At 36.8% G+C, this 18,047-nt stretch carries 11 protein-coding genes; 4 read left to right on the plus strand and 7 right to left on the minus strand.

The features are described from left to right. Window positions 1-23 precede the first annotated feature (23 nt). Complete coding sequence (locus ACHZAX_RS12760) at window positions 24-1,193, plus strand: hybrid sensor histidine kinase/response regulator (RefSeq protein WP_320019384.1); 1,170 nt, start codon at window positions 24-26, stop codon at window positions 1,191-1,193. Between the two features lie 132 nt (window positions 1,194-1,325). Here ACHZAX_RS12760 and ACHZAX_RS12765 read toward each other — a convergent pair whose 3' ends face one another. Together ACHZAX_RS12765 and ACHZAX_RS12770 are read right to left on the minus strand one after the other, a co-directional pair. Further along, the gene (locus tag ACHZAX_RS12765; RefSeq protein WP_320019385.1) at window positions 1,326-1,661 is read right to left on the minus strand and encodes a four helix bundle protein; all 336 of its coding nucleotides are present in this window, start codon (window positions 1,659-1,661) and stop codon (window positions 1,326-1,328) included. After that, entirely contained in the window at window positions 1,658-2,257 is a 600-nt protein-coding gene (locus ACHZAX_RS12770) for a hypothetical protein (RefSeq protein WP_320019386.1), read from the minus strand. The genes ACHZAX_RS12765 and ACHZAX_RS12770 overlap by 4 nt, the downstream gene beginning before the upstream one ends. 47 nt (window positions 2,258-2,304) lie before the next feature. Here ACHZAX_RS12770 and ACHZAX_RS12775 point away from each other — a divergent pair, with 47 nt between their 5' ends. Continuing rightward, window positions 2,305-3,291 carry a T9SS type A sorting domain-containing protein gene (locus ACHZAX_RS12775; RefSeq protein ID WP_320019387.1) on the plus strand — a complete coding sequence of 329 codons (987 nt, stop codon included), beginning with the start codon at window positions 2,305-2,307 and terminating at the stop codon, window positions 3,289-3,291. 72 nt (window positions 3,292-3,363) lie between these two features. Here ACHZAX_RS12775 and ACHZAX_RS12780 read toward each other — a convergent pair whose 3' ends face one another. The 4 genes from ACHZAX_RS12780 to ACHZAX_RS12795 all read right to left on the minus strand — a co-directional run bounded on the left by ACHZAX_RS12780 (window position 3,364) and on the right by ACHZAX_RS12795 (window position 10,228). Beyond that, entirely contained in the window at window positions 3,364-4,767 is a 1,404-nt protein-coding gene (locus ACHZAX_RS12780) for a hypothetical protein (protein WP_320019388.1), read from the minus strand. Window positions 4,768-4,954: 187 nt separating this feature from the next. Beyond that, the gene (locus ACHZAX_RS12785) at window positions 4,955-7,402 is read right to left on the minus strand and encodes a PAS domain S-box protein (RefSeq protein ID WP_320019389.1); all 2,448 of its coding nucleotides are present in this window, start codon (window positions 7,400-7,402) and stop codon (window positions 4,955-4,957) included. A gap of 122 nt (window positions 7,403-7,524) precedes the next feature. Continuing rightward, on the minus strand, window positions 7,525-8,874 hold the full coding sequence (locus ACHZAX_RS12790; protein ID WP_320019390.1) for a sensor histidine kinase: 1,350 nt from the start codon (window positions 8,872-8,874) through the stop codon (window positions 7,525-7,527). Beyond that, a complete protein-coding gene (locus ACHZAX_RS12795) occupies window positions 8,864-10,228 on the minus strand; it encodes a sigma-54-dependent transcriptional regulator (RefSeq protein WP_320019391.1) in 1,365 nt (454 codons plus the stop codon). The genes ACHZAX_RS12790 and ACHZAX_RS12795 overlap by 11 nt, the downstream gene beginning before the upstream one ends. A 281-nt stretch (window positions 10,229-10,509) precedes the next feature. Between ACHZAX_RS12795 and ACHZAX_RS12800 the strand changes: the two genes are divergently transcribed. Further along, window positions 10,510-11,208 carry an ABC transporter ATP-binding protein gene (locus ACHZAX_RS12800; RefSeq protein WP_320019392.1) on the plus strand — a complete coding sequence of 233 codons (699 nt, stop codon included), beginning with the start codon at window positions 10,510-10,512 and terminating at the stop codon, window positions 11,206-11,208. A gap of 17 nt (window positions 11,209-11,225) precedes the next feature. After that, a complete protein-coding gene (locus ACHZAX_RS12805; RefSeq protein WP_320019393.1) occupies window positions 11,226-13,658 on the plus strand; it encodes an ABC transporter permease in 2,433 nt (810 codons plus the stop codon). 640 nt (window positions 13,659-14,298) lie between these two features. On the opposite strand, the gene ACHZAX_RS12810 is transcribed toward ACHZAX_RS12805, so the two are convergent. Further along, on the minus strand, window positions 14,299-17,739 hold the full coding sequence (locus ACHZAX_RS12810; RefSeq protein ID WP_320019394.1) for a hypothetical protein: 3,441 nt from the start codon (window positions 17,737-17,739) through the stop codon (window positions 14,299-14,301). Window positions 17,740-18,047 lie beyond the last annotated feature (308 nt).

Below are 18,047 nucleotides of genomic sequence, written 5' to 3' on the forward strand. Positions count from 1 at the left end.
ACTACTTATATAATTTACCGGAAATGAAGAAATACCAGATTTTAATCGTTGATGATATACCAGATAACATTAAAGTATTACAATCCATTCTTTCCGACGACTCCTACGAAATTAGTTACGCATTAAATGGTAAAGATGCGATAATGCTGTGTGTTGCAAAAAGTTTTGATTTGATTTTACTGGACATCATGATGCCGGAAATGGATGGTTATGAGGTTTGTGAGTATTTTAAATCAAAAGAAAAAACAAAAGATATACCTGTAATTTTCCTCACTGCGAGAGTTGATGAAGAATCCATAATTAAAGGTTTTGAAGCAGGAGCTCAGGATTATGTCACCAAACCGTTCAATCCACAGGAATTAGTTGTCAGAGTGAATACGCATCTTGATTTAAAAAGTAAAAATCAGGAGCTGAAAATGATGAATCTGGAATTGGAGGAGAGGGTTGCTGCCCGAACCATGGAGTTGGTTGAGTCAAACCAAAGTCTTGAGCATGCAAACCATCAGCTTTCAACTCTCGAAGATGCTAAAAACGATTTTCTGTCGCTCATGTCAACAGAACTGAGAGAGCCACTAAATGGTATTGTGGGTTTTGCTGAAATGTTGGAATTCTCCATTAAAAATAAAACCAATTTAAAATATGTGCGTTACATTATTCAGGCTTGTGAAAAACTGACTGGGGTTTCGGATATGGCCTTACTTCTTTCTGCTTTGCGTTTTGATCGTTATGAAATGAAAATTTTGGGAATTTCTGTTTACGAGGTAGTCAAAGACAGCATCGAAAAATTAAAACCATTGATCGCTGAGCGAAAGATTAAAGTAAAGGTAGAGATCCCTAAGAATTATATCATTCGTGGTGATGAGAAATTGTTTGGCATCAGCATGGAGAAAGTAATTGAAAATGCAGTTACCAATGCACCTTCGCGTTCCGAAGTTTTGGTTGGCGCTTCGTTGGAAGGTCAAAGTGTCAAGGTTTTTGTTCAGGATTTAGGAGTGCAGTTTACTCCATCCGAAGTGAATTACACATTCCACTTTTTTGAACTAAACAAAGAAGACCGAAGACAGGATTTTAAACGTTTTACCGCTGGTTTGGTAGTTGTGAAATTGGTTATGGATTTACACAAGGCCATTGTTGATGTGGAGAATCTTAGCGAAGGTGGTGTTCGGGTTTCATTTCAGCTTCCGGTGTACTAACTAAAGTCTGGAAATGTCGGAGAGTCTGGAAATGTCGAAGCGTCAAACAGTTTTGAACTGTCCAAAGATCCGAAAGGTTAAAATAGTATGGAAGTGGCTTATGATTGAATGATTAGGATTTTAAGCTGTTAATTAAATTCTGAATACTACCCCTGATATTAGCCTGCAATCTTTCCGTAAATTTTCAGCTGTATTATTATCAAGATAATGGAGATCTTCGGCTAAATAAAGCATACTTCGAACCTCACCGCATAAAACTTTCGAAATGTCCAAAAAACGTCTGAATTCAGTGTCTGAATATCTTTCAAAACCTTCGGCTATATTATTCATGATAGAAACTGAAGCTCGTTGAATTTGGTCTTTGAATCCAAAATCTTTAATCCCATTCATTTCTTTGTATATCTCATTAATCAATTTCCAGGCATTTTGCCAAATCACCAGTTCTTCAAATTTTTTAATTGTACTCATATAATTATTTCGTATTTTTTTACTCTTTTAAACTCCTGGATTTTTCCAGCCCCTTCGACCTTTCCAGACTCTTGGATTATTCTGGTTTTTAGACTTTTCACCTGTTTGCCTTTGGCATAAATATAAACCATGGCGCGGGTGTAATACCATTTTACAGCCATGGCAAAACTATAGTCTGAATAAGGCAAGCAGGCCACAAACACCTGGCAGTGGATCACCTCTCCGGTCTGCACATCCACGTAGTTCAGTTTCTTTCCGGCAAAGTCGATAAAAAGCTTCTCGCCCGCCTGGTGCTGCAGTACCATTGATGGTTTAGAAGCAATCAAATGTTGTGACAAGTGATGGCAGAACTGAGTATGGCTGTAGCCTTGTGCATAATCCAGACGGTACTCTTCCCACAATAGCTTTCTGGTAACTCCGGTACGTTTCAGTTCACTGGTAAAGTAATTCAGTTTTCCCTTAAAATGTTCAAAGCGTTCGTCCTTATAGGCTGGATTACCGGGATGAAACCTGGCTTCCAATACGGGATCATCCAGCAACAACAGGCTGTCAACATCCGTTTTCAATCGGGATAGTTTATCCAGGTACGCCTTCACGGTATTCTTGCTTACACCCAGATCATTTTAAATATTAATCTAAAAATGTGGTAGATATCGGATTGGGTTACGATGTTTCCATAGATGAAAATGGTCGTGTTGGCAAAAAACCAATCCATTGGGAATATCAGGATGATCCAAACAGAAAAAGACTGTACGAAGTATTTTCGGCACTAATCAAGCTAAAAAAAGAAGAAGTTGCCTTCGAATCGGAAGATTTCACACTGAATACAAATACCGTTTTAAAACGTATTGAAATCAATCATTCTGATATGGATGTTAGAGTAATTGGAAATTTCGACCTTAAGCTAAGAAGTATTGATCCTAATTTCAGTAAAACCGGTACCTGGTATGATTATTTTACCGGGCAGGCAATTGCTGTTACTGATGTTAACGCATTTATAGATCTTAAAGCCGGGGAATATCATATTTACACAACAAAACAACTTTCCATTCCTGATGTAAAATCAGCACCTGTTGCTTCAAACATTACTGTAAGCGGAACTTTCAGAGAGGATGAAACCTTAACGGCAAGTTATACCTTTACGGATTTGAATAATGATCCGGAAGGAAGTTCAATTTACAAATGGTACAGAGCAGACGATGCAAATGGAACCAATGAAACTGTTATTAGCGGAGCCGATCAATTATCTTATACTCTTGTTAGAGCTGATCGCGGTAATTTTATCCGCTTTTCGGTAACACCGGTTGCACAAACAGGTGAATTATTGCAAGGTGATATTGTTTACAGTGCATACAGCGAAGAAATAACCTACTCAACAGGCATTAATGATATTTTAAACAAAGAATTACGCCTGTACCCAAATCCGGTTCGTGATATTCTTCATCTCGAAAATCTAAAACAAGTAAATAAATTACAGCTTTTTGATTTATCAGGAAAAGCAATCATAGCTGTAACAATGCCAAATGAATCGGCAGATTTAAACATAAATCATCTAACAACAGGAACTTACATTTTAATATTTGAAATGGAAGACGGCTCAAAACTCAGCAAAAAAATAGTAAAGCAATAAACAGTGTTTTTTCAATAGGTTTTAGATCAGATAAAATCCCGTTTTTTGGAACACCAAAAGCGGGATTTTTGACTACTTAATTGTCAGCTCCAATCGATATTTTATTTCTGAACCAACGGGAATCATCAGTAATTGATAATCTCCTGGAATCAATGGATCATCGGGCATTGAAACTTTAAATACGAATGGGGAATCGCCGTAACTCCCAATTTGTTCTTTAACCAGTTGCTTCTCATTATCTAACAGTTGCAACTTCAGCGTCGTATTAAAAAATTGTCTCAAATGGAATTGGACGAATATATTTTCCGATTCAGAATAATAATATTTCTGATCGGCTCCCATAAACTCATCCCTATCCTGAATATTGTTCTCATTCAAATCAATAAATCCTGTAAACAGAAAAAATCCCTCCTGCCCTTTTTTGAATTCAGGCGCTAAATTATCCACATTCTCAGAGATTCCCATATTCATTTTTGGTACAGAAGAAACAGTATCTTCAGCTACAACCGGTTCGGGCTCTACAGTTTGTTCTGAATCAGCAATCTGCGTTGTATCTATTATCTGAATAGGAATTTGATATTGTTTCACCTTCTCTCCTGCAACCGAAGCTGTAATCAGATAATTTCCAACGGAAGCCTCACTTAAAACCTTCAGAAAATCATTCCCATTATGCAGGGTATCCTCTTTCATAGTATAATGCTGCAAGCTATCCAATTTAGAAATATTCATGCTGAGCAACTGATGCTGAGCATCCCAAACCTGATAAACAACCCGATTGGTAGTTGAAGGAAGATTTAAACCCATTTCAAATTTTACATCGCCTAAAAAGTATTCTTTCTGATTTAATGCAAACACTTCAGAGCTATCCATTTTCATATCTCCATCCTCATCTATCCACATCCTAAAAATATGCAGGTTTTCAGGAAGTAGTTTTTTGCGAATTTGAGCAAAAGTGTTTCCATTTGGCTCTTTTAATGAAAAACGAATTTGGTAGGTTGTTCCGGTTTCCTCCGGATTAATGGTTAAAATATAATTTCCAACAGGCAGAAATGAATCGAAACCTGAATAAGTAAATAAAGGAGTTGAAGTATAATTCTTTTTAATTGTACGAATCAAATTACCACTGGTATCCCAAATTCTAAGTTTTAAATTTGAACCTTCGCTCAAATTTGGATCATATAAAGAGACACTAATGGCTTCACCTTTCGAAAATGAGTCTTTGCCTAATCCGAAAAACTCATTACTTTCAACAAGCCCGTTCTCATTCAGATCAACCCATTTATTATATGCAAATAAACCAACTGGGATTGAATATTTTTGAGATTCCTGTGTAATTCCCAATGAATCAATCAGAATCAACTCTTCATTTTTGTCAGGTGGTTGCTCCTGACTTTTAACAAGTAAAACACTAAAACAAATGAAGGCAAGCGACAACAAACACCTACCGATTGTGCGGATGTATTTATGCAATGTCATGGCTGTAAGTTTAAAGCTGAATAAAATGATACTCTATCAACTAGCGTACGATTTTAACAAAGCATTTGTTTTATTATCAAGCTGATAGTTTGACGAATTGCCTGCTAAAATTGGTTAAAAATGCTTAACGGTAAATAACTAATGAAAGAAGCTAAGAATTTTGATGCTGTTATTGAATGGTTTTAGCTCATTTAACGGGGTGTGTAAAATAAAAAACAGATCCTTCTCCATATGTTGAATCAAACCAAATTTTACCTCCCAATAATTCAGTTAAACTCTTTGAAATAGATAATCCGATTCCAACTCCATTATATTCCCTCGAAAGCTTTTCATTAGCCTGTCTAAACAAGCCAAAAATACTTTCCTGTACCTCCTCTGGAATTCCAATTCCTGTATCCTTCACAAAAAAATGAAGAACTCTCACCGAATTCATATCTCCGTTTATAACGCCATATTCAATACTTCCTTTATCAGTAAACTTCAAAGCATTTTTTAATAAATTCAGAAATACCTGCTTAAAACGATGCGGGTCAGTATTTAAAATAAAATCTGAAAAATCAGGAGGAATGTTTACTATCAATTCGATATGTTCCTTTTTCAGCACATTCCTCTCATTATGAATTACAGCATCAATTTCATAAAACAAATTTAAGAGACTACAATCTTCATGTTTAATTTTAACCGCACCGGATTGTATTAAACTAATATCAAACAGGTCTTCCACAATATTTAATAGAGTATAGCCACTTTGATTAATCATTTTGCAATATTCAACTGCTGTTTCAATACCTGCCTCATTATCCACCAATCCAGAAAACCCAATTACCGCATTTAAAGGAGTACGCAATTCATGCGACATAGTGGCTAAAAAAACCGACTTTAAACGATCCGATTCTGTTGCGTCATGTAAAGCTTTGTACAATTCCTGCTCGGTTCTTTTTTGCTCAATAGAGATACTAATCTGATGCGAAATCAACTCAAGCATCTTCTTATCTTCCTCAGTAACGGCATTCTCGTCTTCGTAACTTTGAATCACCAAAACACCAATCACTTTTTCTTTTCCCTTTAGAGGCATTCCAAGCCAAATCTTGGAAGGTTCACCCTTAAGTTCCACTTCTCCTTTTGCTTCCAACTCATCCAATTCCTCAGCTGTTGCCAAAAGTGCTGTTTCATGGTCAACAACCCAACCGGAAATTGTCTTGCCTTTAGGGAATTTTTCGAACGAATCATGTTCATCGTCATGAAAAGGCAGGCTAAACATCTTGGTTTTATCATCATATAATGCAACAAAAAAATTTGTTGTATCAATTGTGGAAGACAATTCTTCCCTGATGAACTGAATAAATTCAAACAGTGTATTTTGCGAAAAAACAGCGTTCGAAATATTTAATATGATCTTTTGAATTTGTTCCTGTCTCTTTCTTTCAGTAATATCTTCTTTTACAGCTATAAAACTTACTATTTGCCCTCTTTCATCCTTTATGGGTGATATGGTTGCAAACTCCCAAAACAACTCACCATTTTTTTTCTTGTTCTGAAATTCACCTCTCCACACATTACCAGAACTTATTGCTTTCCACAACGATTCATATAAGTCAATTGGATGGTTTCCTGAACTCAAAATCCGGGGGGTTAGTCCAATTACTTCTTTCAAGGAATAACCGGTAAGTTCATTAAATTTTGGATTTACATACTCAATATTCCCCTCACAATCAGTAACAATTACCGAAACAGGACTTTGAATCACAGACTGCGATAATTTATGCAATTCTGTTTTGGCATTTTTATAATTAGTAACGTCACGAACGGAAAGCAAACATATGAGCTTGCCTTTAAAAGTAGAATTCTTAACTCGGACAACTACATCTATCTTAGAACCATCCTTTTTAATACCTATAGCTTGAATTCGATGACGAAAATTTCGAGATTCTTCGGTAAAAGAATTTATCCAGTATTTTTTCTCAATAAAATTATAAATAGAGAAACCTGATAATTCCAATTCCGAATACCCAGTCATTATTTCAGCTCGTGGATTAACTTCAACTATTTTGTCATCATCAACAATAAAAACGGCTTCATTAGTAGCATCAGCTAAAATCTTATATTTATTTTCGCTTTCCTCCAGTTGTTTTATAATGCGATAACGATCAAGAACAATTGCAGTCAAGCCAGACAGTTCAGAAATTAATTCAAGATCTTTGGGATTTGGCGTATTTGAGTCACGACGATAAATGGCAAAAGTCCCCAGAATTTTACCTGAAGCATCTTTAATAGGTTCCAACCAACAAGATCCCGAATTTGCGTCTTTTGCAATACTTTTGGAATCATTCCAAAAAGGATGAGTATTAATATCTTCTACAATAACTCTTTCGCCTGTATAAGCTGCTGTTCCACATGATCCCATCCCATTTCCAATAGGAAGACCATTTACTGCTTTATTATAAAAGTCCGGCAATTCGGGTGAGGCTCCCAATAACAAATGCTTTCCTTCCTCATCAACACGTAGAATTGAGCAAATTGAACCCTGAGAAATATCCTGAACCTGTTTTACAATTTCATTCAAAATTATTGCCTCGGGTTCTCCCTTATATAACAACTCCAATATGCTCGATCGTAGTGTGTTCTGCTCTTTCATTTCACTAAATTATCATTTTTTAGCAAGCACAAGCACTTCTCAAACAATTTATTTTAAAACAATAATTTTACTTACTGAAAAGACATAGAGGTAAATCTATTTTGAAATTTTGCATTAAGAATTCATCGATGAGTATTCCTAAATGCAATAGATACCTTAGTTCCTTCGCCATAAACAGACTCAAGACTAATTTTGCCATCATGTAAACGCACAATAGATCTTGCAATTGGCAAACCTATACCAGAACCATTCTCCTTTGTTGTAAAAAACGGAATGAAAACATTTGGAATATCTTCGGGTTTTATTCCTGTGCCATTATCTGTTATTGATATCTGAATAAATCCCTCCCCATCAATTCTGGCTTCTATATTTACCCGTCCTTTTTCAGAAATTGCATCCTTTGCATTCTTAATCAGATTTACCATCACCTGAACAGCGAGCTGCTCATCTATGGCAATCAACAAATCTTCATCTGGTATCGAAAACTGATAAGCAACAGTAACATCCTCATCTGCACACAATAAAGTTTTTACATGCTCAAACAATTGCTTTACTTTTACATTTTGAATTTGAGGTTTTGGTATTCTCGACAGTTCCCGGTACGATTCCACAAAATGCATCAACCCCTCGCCCTGCTCCTTAATCACCCGTAATCCCGATTGCGTTTTTGTCAGCAGTTTCTCCGAAATCACTGTCCCCGAATTCATCTCTTTGTAGCTTTTCTCTAAATTCTCCGACAAACAGGTTAATGGAGAAACTGAATTCATTATTTCATGGGTAAGAACATTAATCAAGCTCTGCCACGACTCGAGTTCTTTTGCATCCAGCTGATTTTTAATATCAGTAAAAGAGAGCAGTTTATAGTTTTCTTCAGCCAGCTGCAACGCATTGCAATTCACTAATAAATGCATTTTTGTCTGGTTAATATGCGTTTCAACAATACGACTTTCGCCCGGCTTTAACTGCTGTAAGAAAGAAAGCAGATTTGAATCGCATTTTAACAGGGCTTTGATAGTAAGCAAATGATGAACACCAAGCAATTCTCTGGCTTTTCGATTAATACATTCAACCCTTCCCGAAGCAGTAATGGTTAAAATACCAATAGCAGCACTCTCAATTACTGCATCACTAAAAATTTCCTTTTGTTGGTATTTTAAACGTAAATCCTTTATTATCTGATTCACATTTTGCATGCCGGCACGAAGCTCTCGAAATGACTCTTCTTCATACATTTTAGGTATTTTAAGACTGGAATCTTCGTTCTTTACGGATAAAAAAAACTGACTCAGTAATCGGTTTGTCGAATTAAGAAAATAGATCAATTTAACAACCTGCCAGCAAATAATTACAAACACAACAATTGATAAATTTGCATAATTACTTTCCCAAAACAACCAGCCAAAAAAAAATGAGAGAAGAACTAGACCAAGAACCCGGAGAATGATCTGAATTAGCATTTTTTTATAAATCATACTTTTTAATTTTATGATATAAGGTTGGACGCGTTACACCTAATTCCTTTGAAATCTGACTCATATTTCCTTTATGTCTGTCCATTGCAGATCGAATCAATTGCTTTTCCATCTCCTCAAATGAAACAGCTTCATTTTTCATTTCATTAATTTGTTTCTCTTTAAAAAGAAACTCTTCGGCTAACAATTCCGAATTATCAGTTAAAATAACCGCCTTTTCGATTGTGTGCTGCAACTCCCTAACATTTCCAGGCCAAGAATATTTCATGAGTTTCTCAATCGTATTTTTAGCAAACCGCAGATTTTCCTTGTTGTACTTCACCGCATATTTTATCAGGTAATATTCTGCCAACACAGCCACATCACCATTTCTATTCCTCAACTCAGGCACGTCAATTTGAATGGTATTTATCCGATACAATAAATCCTCCCGAAACTCTCCATTCAATGCCATCTGCACCAAATTCTTATTGGTTGCACAAATCAATCGTATATCAATATCATGAACCTGATTATCACCCAAACGAATGATTTTGCGTGTTTGCAATGCACTTAGTAACTTGGCTTGCATCGGCATGGAAAGATTGCCTATTTCGTCTAAAAACAGTGTGCCTCCGGAAGCTATTTCAAACCGGCCAATCCTACTTTCCCGCGCATCGGTAAAAGCACCTTTCACATGTCCGAAAAGTTCACTCTCGAACAACGATTCGGTAATGGCTCCCATATCAACTGTAATAAAAACAGCATTGCTTCTTTTCGATTTTTGATGCAATTCTCTTGCGATTAACTCCTTACCGGTTCCGTGTTCTCCAAGAATTAATACATTAGCATCTGTACATGCTACCTTTTCTATAATCCGATGCATTTCCAGCATTGGTTTGGAACGACCAATCATTCGTGTTACCGATTGATTCATCTCTCGTGCCAGCTCCTCTTTCTCATTCTCCAACTGCACAATTCTCTGTTTCGATTGACGGAGTTTCAATGCCGTTTTTAGAGTAGTAACCAATTTGTTATTATCCCATGGCTTTAAAATAAAATCGCTTGCTCCCACCTTTATAGCCTTCACAGCTAATTCTACATCTCCATATGCTGTGAGTAGCACAACGGCCATGTTTGAATCTTTCTCTAAAATTTTATTCAGCCAAAAAAAACCTTCATTCCCAGTATTCACACCTGCTGAAAAATTCATATCCAGAAGAATGATATCAAATTGATTGGTTTCTAAAGCTGCAAGCAGCGAATTTGGATTTGACAAAGTCTGCACTTCTTCAAATTCATCCTGCAGCAAAATCTGCAAAGCAGTTAACACTCTTTTATGATCATCTACAATTAACACTTTACCTCTGGACATAATTTTATTTTAATGCTTTTCCAAATGTAAAAAACCTTCCCCAACAAGTCTATTAATTGTAAAGAAACTATACACTAATAATAAAATTTATTTACAATTCAGTTCGCGGAAACATCACCCAACACTAACTAACATCTTAATTATCTGACAGATTCAACAACAGGCATAATAATTGGCAACGAAATACAAATAAACAAACAAGTCTTTTAAATTTTATCCTATTTAATTTGCTTGTGTTTATAGTATGAAACCTGTACAATTGTACTACTAATCTGATTAACATGATAAAAATAGAGAACCTAAGTAAAACCTTTCGGACTGAAGAGGTTGAAACAACTGCCCTAAACAATATTCAACTGGAAATAAAACAAGGCGAATTTGTTGCCATCATGGGACCTTCGGGTTGTGGTAAATCAACCTTACTCAACATTATGGGAATGTTGGATAGTCCATCGGAAGGAAAATACTATTTTGACAATCTGGAGATAGGATCTCAAAAAGAAAAACAACGCAATAAAATTAGAAAAGGGAATGTCAATTTTGTGTTCCAAAGTTTTAACCTTATTGATGAACTAAATGTTTACCGAAATGTTGAACTGCCACTCAACTATTTAAATATTAAATCAGCAGATAAAAAAGTGCGTGTTTTGGAAATGCTCGACCGCATGAAAATTGGGCACCGAAGAAACCATTATCCACAACAATTATCCGGTGGGCAGCAACAACGGGTTGCCATAGCGCGAGCGGTTGCTGCCAATCCTAAATTGCTTTTAGCGGATGAGCCTACTGGTAATCTGGATTCGAAAACCGGATTGGAAGTAATGAATTTATTGAGTGAACTAAATAATGAAGGAACTACAATAGTAATGGTGACTCACTCGGAAAGAGATGCGGAATTTGCACACAGGGTAATCCGCCTTTTTGATGGCGAAATTGCTGCGGAAAGTACCGCAAAAAAAATGACCGGTATTCATTTCTAACCTTCAACACTACACCTATGTTTTTCAATTATATCAACAAAAATAAAAAATGGTTTTCGATTAATATCATTGGTATTGCAATCGCCTTTGCGGCGGTACTCATTGTTTTCTCCTACACTCAAAAAGAGCTCTCCTTCGATAACTTTCATTCCAAAGCAGACAACATTTACCGAATCCAGATTGATAAACCCGGAAGAGCAAATATACTTGATGAAACTGATGATATCAGCTCTGCCTCAATCGACAGAAACTACATCGTCAGCCTCTATGACCGTTTTCCTTCCATTAAAAAAATTGCATTTATTGGCAATTTATGGCAGGCAAAAATTCAAGTTGGAAAAAATGAGTTTTCCCCTGAAAACATCTACTACACAAACGAAACTTTCTTTGAAGTTTTTGATTTTAAAGTAGAAAAAGGAAATAGAAATACGCTTCTAAAAAAGCCTGACGAAGTAGCAATTAGTGCAGCAACAGCACTCAACTATTTTGGAAGTATAGATGTTATAGGAAAAGAAATCACTCTAAAAGAGCCTTATACTGAAGATAAAACTTTTACAATAACTGCTATCTTAGAGAATGCACCAACCAACTCACACTTTAGACCTGAAATACTTCTTTCAAGATCTTTAAAAGAGATGAAAGAAAATTACGGGGGCTATTATACCTACCTGCTTCTGCCGGAAAAAACTTCACCGTCAGAACTCCTAAATTCAATTAATGACTATTGGTCCAAGAATGTTAAAGAAGAAGAGCTGGCTCCAAGCTTTAAACTTTTACCTCTAAAAGACATTCACCTAAAAAGTCACCAAAGAGATGAGCTAAGTGAGACTGGAAATATTAATTCTTTGATCATTCTAATTGCAGGCGCCATAATTATTCTTCTAATTGTAATCATTAACTATTCAAATTTAAACTTTGTACAATTTATAAACAACAGTAAAGATTTTAAAATCAGAATGGTGAACGGAGCTTCAATTTTGAATCTTTCGCAACTCCTCTTTGTTAGATCAATTGCACAAAGTATCATAGCAATTGGAATCGGAGCTTTTTTAGCCTGCAATTTTAATCAGGCAACTCATTTCGAATATCAGTTGGAAATAGCTTACAGTACAGTATTAATTTCTTCACTTTTATTTTTGATCGCATTCGGTATTCTTGCCTTACTTCCTTTGTATATAGCAGATTTATCAACTGATTTAAGCAAAACTCCTAATCATGGATCCAAAAAATTTGAATTTTCACTCCTGTTTCAATTCATCTTATCCATCTCAGCCTTAATTCTAACAATCGTTCTGTACAATCAGATTTCATTTGTCAATAAAAATCATTTGGGAAATGGAGACAAATCTGTTCTCGTTCTTCCTGAGGTACCTTATGTTGCGCTCGAAAAATATGACACCTTTAAAGAGGTCGCTTTAAAACATCCCGAAATATTATCGATTAGTGCATCTACAGTGCCTCCCGGAAGTATTGCTCCATTTAAATACGGATTCGAAATGGAAGGTATTGATAATGATAAGGAATTACGATTAACCGTTTTAACCATCGATGAAGATTTCTTTACCCTTTTTGATATAAAGCCTGTTGCAGGAAATTTAAAAATGGGACCGACCTCAACGCAAGAATGGGAAAGAATAGCAATCAACCCAAACCTTGAAATAGCAGGCAAAAGTCTTAAAGAATTCGAAGCCAGTCATGCAGGATTTAAAGAACAATACATTTTAAATAAGGCTGCTGTAAAAATGCTGGGATTTAGCAATCCCGAGGATGTAATTGGCAGAGAATTTAAATACAACTTCACTGCCACATACATGTTTGCCAAAGGAGAAATCATCGCCGTTGTAGATGCAATTCATTACGACAACATGTTCACAAAAGAAGAACCAATTGTAATGGCATCCAAGAGGTTATTCAACGGGACATTCTTTGTTAAAATTGATGATCAAAACAAAAAAACAGCGGTTGATGTTCTTCTGAAAGAATGGAATCAATTATTTCCAAATGAACCTTTAAAGTACAAATTCATCAGCGATATGTATGCCAAAATTTATCGAAACCAATACAACGAAATGAAGGCATTAACGCTTTTTGCCATACTATCCATTGTATTATCTACCCTTGGTATGTTTGCTCTTTCTTCTTTCAGTATTCAACACAAAACAAAAGAAATTGGCATTAAAAAGGCCAATGGTGCCACATCAAGTGAAATACTAATCCAATTAATTGGAGAATACACCAAATGGGTAGCGCTCGCTTTTATTATTGCCTGTCCAATTGCTTACTATGCAGCATCTAACTGGCTGAGTAATTTTGCCTGTAAAATTGAGTTAAGCTGGTGGATTTTTGCATTATCTGGTATAATCGCATTTTTCATTGCAATCGCAACGGTAAGCTGGCAAACCTGGAGGGCTGCAAGTCAGGATCCCGTACTTGCTTTAAAATATGAATAGAATACACATTCCAAGTCTTTATTATGAGGGTCTCACTTCGGTGAGACTCTCTTTTTTAGACAAAACAATTCCCTGCCAACAAATACACAACATCCTGTTTTACAACAACCTAAACCAAACACAAACAAAATATCATTTTGTGCTTCACTTACGACTATTGTGGTCGTGGTAGCACGACCGTTGTAGTCGTGGTAGCACGACCATTGTAGTCGTGGTAGCACGACCGTTGTAGTCGTGGTAGCACGACCATTGTAGTCGTGGCAGCACGACCGTTATAGTCGTGGCAGCACGACCGTTGCAGTCGTGGCAGCACGACCGTTATAGTCGTGGCAGCACGACCGTTGCAGTCGTGGCAGCACGACTGTTTCGGTCACAGCGAGAGAGTGTTTTTCAATTATACCAATTTAATTTCAAGACAGACTTTAATTAAAATGAATTAATTTTTAGCTGTATCAAGGCAAAAAAGTAAAGCATAGCCATGTTATGATGCATCTTTTTTAACGAAGATATAGTTGAAAAGAAACATTTTATAAGGCATGTTTTTATGTTAATACATCAACAGTACGATTTAACGGAAACTAAAAAAAGTACCACTCCGAAGAGCAGCACTTTTTAAGGTTGCGTATATAAAGAGAAAACTTTATCCTACTAATTTGCTTTTAGGTTTCATCCTGTTCAGCATTTCCTTGGTTTTAAGATCCAAACGAGACTCTTTTTCTTCCGGTTGAGTAATCTCACCAGCAGCCTCTTCTGAAGTTCCACCCAAGCTATATAATCCTCTCAAAAGCATTGCTTGCTTTTCTTCAGCAGGAATTGCCTTGTAAGCTGCTTTTTTCTCGTCTTCAATTCTTTGTTTTTCAGCCTCTTCAGCTTCTACTTTCGCGTAGTAAGCATCCGCTTTGCGATTCTTAAGGAAAGGACCTGCAACTGTTGGGAACAATTCCAACAACAACATTTCTTTCTCGTTCTCAGCAAGCTTAACGCCACCAAACTCTTCCAATATTGGATTCTCCGGTGATTTGTATTTGCTTACATCGAAAGCAGTCGCATCGCGCTGTCCGCAAATCTTCTGACGGTACTCCGGATCGATCTCAATTGGAGTTTCGCCATATTCACCCTTCACAAGGTTGAAGAATTGGTTGTTTACATTTGTATAAGGAGCTTTGCCGCTGTTCACATCCAACACATAATTTACTGCCTGAACACCAATGATTTGTGACGATGGAGTAACCAATGGAGGACAACCCGCAGCAACACGTACTTCCGGTACCTTCAATAGCACTGTTGGCAGCAAATCTTCCAAACCTAAACCTTTCAACTGAGCCAGCATATTGGTATACATACCACCTGGAATCTCAGCTGCTTTTACTTCTTCGTTTGGTGCAGGAAAGTTGAAGAATTTATCGATAGCGTTACATACGTCCAACAATTCTGCTTCTTTATCTGCTTTCGCTAATACAATCGCTTTATCGAACAATGCATCAATCTCTTTTGGAAGATAATCAGCTGTAATATCGAATTCCAACGGGAACATTTTGTATGAATCGAATTCTGCAATCCGACTGCGGATTCCCTTTAGTTCAGCATTTATTTTAACAACAGCATCTAAATTCACACCAGTGTCCAAACCTAACTTATCAGCAAAAATCTGAATGATTTCGAATGCCGGAGCAGCCGGTCCACCTGCAAAGTTCAGAATGTTTGTATCAACAATATCAACACCGTTAACAATTGCCATTAAAACAGCACCTAGTCCGTAACCCGGAGTACAGTGAGTATGGAAATCGATTGGCACATTCAATTCGCTTTTCATTCTTCTGATAATTTTCCCTGACAATGATGGTGGAATCAATCCAGCCATATCTTTCACAGTAATCATATCAGCACCCAAAGCCTGCATCTGTTTTGCCTTGTTCAGGAAGTAATCTACATCGAAAATCTTCTTAGGCAATCTCTTTCCGGACAACAATGCTTTCCATCTTTGTTTTCCTGTAAATTTAGGATCAACAGTATAGCAAACCGCACAGTCAGCAATACCGCCGGCTTCTTTCATGTATTTGATGGTGGTTTCCATGTTCTTCACATCATTCAGACAATCGAAGATACGCATGATACCCAAACCGGATTTAACAGCATTTCTGTTGAAACCTTCGATTACTGATTCAGGATATGGAGAATATCCGAACAAGTTTCTACCACGGGATAGTGCTGTAAGATAAGAAACATCACCAATCACTTCTTTGATTGACTCCAAACGGTGCCATGGATCCTCGTTCAGGTAACGCATTACCGAATCGGGAATTGCACCACCCCATACTTCCATTGCATAAAAGTTGGCATCCTTATACATCGGAAGCACTTTTTCAATTTCAGCCTGAGGTACACGTGTAGCAAACAATGACTGCTGACCATCACGAAGGGTAAGGTCACGAATCTTTAGTTTACCTGTACGTTTAACAGCAGCTCTTTCTGCAGCAATTTTCTTGCGGTTAACTTCTCTTTGAGCTTCGAATTCTGCTTTACGCTTTCCTTCCAGATAACCTTTAGCTACCAACGGAAACAACTCAAGCAACATGAATTCTTTATTATCCTTCGCCAATTTCACGTTTCCGTACTGTGGCAATGTTGGATTTTCAGGAGACACATAAGCATCTACATCGTATTCTACTTTTTCAGCTTTCCCGGTAATCTTTTTACGGAATTCAGGAGCAATCTCGATTGGAGTTGTTCCATACTCTCCTTTTACCAAATTAAAGAACTGATTCGATACATTGGTATAGAACGGACGTCCTGAATTCTCATCGATTACACAGTTTACAGCCTGAACACCAACAATTTGAGAAGAAGGGGTTACCAGTGGCGGACAGCCAGCGTCCAAACGAACCACTGGTACCACTTCCAGCACTCTCTCTAACAGGGTTTCCAAACCTAAAGCTTTCAACTGGTTAAGCATGTTGGTATACATACCTCCAGGAATTTCCGCATCCTTAACCATTTGGTTCGGAGCCGGGAAATTAAAATATGCTTCAATTGCATGACATGCAACAAGTAGTTCCTCTTCCTGATCGGCGTTGGCATACTTAATCGCATCATCGAATAACTGATCGATGTTGGCAGGCAATTTATCTTTTGTAATATCAAATTCAATAGGGAACTGCTTGTAGCTGTCAACATCAGCTAAAGCATTCATACGAATCTCTTTCAGAATTTTGTTGATCTCAACAACGGTCTTGGCATCACCATCCAGTTCGATGCCTAATTTCTGACAGAAAATGTAGATCAATTCGTAAGCCGGCGCAGCAGATCCTCCTGCAAAATTCATGATGTTGGTATCGATGATATCAACGCCATTGATAATTGCGGTAAGAGCGGAAGCCAAACCATATCCTGGTGTAGAATGTGAATGGAAATCTACAGGAATATTTAATTCTTCTTTAAAACGGCGGATGATTTGACCTGCATATGAAGGTGAAGCCAATCCAGCCATATCTTTTAATGAAATCATATCGGCACCTAAAGCCTCAAGCTTCTTAGCCATATCAACAAAGTAATCCAGATCAAAAATCTGATCAGGAAGGTTCTTTATTGTTAATCTTTCAAGATCTTCTTTTTTGGTAGGAAATTTAGAATCAACAGTAAAACATACTGCACAATCAGCAATACCACCAGCAGCTTTCACATACTTAATGGTTGACTTCATGTTTTCGATATCATTCAAGCAATCGAAAATACGCATGATTCCCAATCCAGACTTAACTGCCTGAGTATTGAAATCTTCGATTACTGATTCCGGGTAAGGACTATATCCAAAAAGGTTACGGCCACGGGATAGAGCGGTAAGTTTGGAAACATCGCCTATCACTTCTTTAATCGACTCCAAACGATACCATGGATCTTCATTAAGGTATCGCATAACTGAATCAGGAACTGCACCACCCCAAACTTCCATTGCATAGAAATTGGCTTTTTTATACAAGTGTAATACCTTTTCAATTTCTGCCTGTGGCATTCTTGTAGCAAAAAGAGATTGCTGACCATCTCTTAATGTAAGATCTCTAACTAATAACTTCCTTTTTTTCATACCCTGACTTGTTAATTTTTTATCCCCAATTATTACTCGAGAGAGTTGCTTTAAATTGGAATCGAATCAATGCGATTTAATTCTGCATCAAAAATAAAAACAATTTTTCATTGGAGAAATTTTTCTGTATTATTCGCTGTATGTTGTACAATACACCGTTTAATGGGTGTTTATACCCAAGAATATTAATGATTTTTTTCTTTAATAATAACATGTAGAAGCTGCAATCGATAACGAAAATTGCAATCTTCACATGACAAATCACAAAAAAAGTACTGAAATAGGCACTCGCAGAAATGCAGCTTGTA

The sequence above is a fragment of the Labilibaculum manganireducens genome (assembly GCF_963665805.2).
In the GTDB taxonomy this organism is placed as follows: domain Bacteria; phylum Bacteroidota; class Bacteroidia; order Bacteroidales; family Marinifilaceae; genus Labilibaculum; species Labilibaculum manganireducens.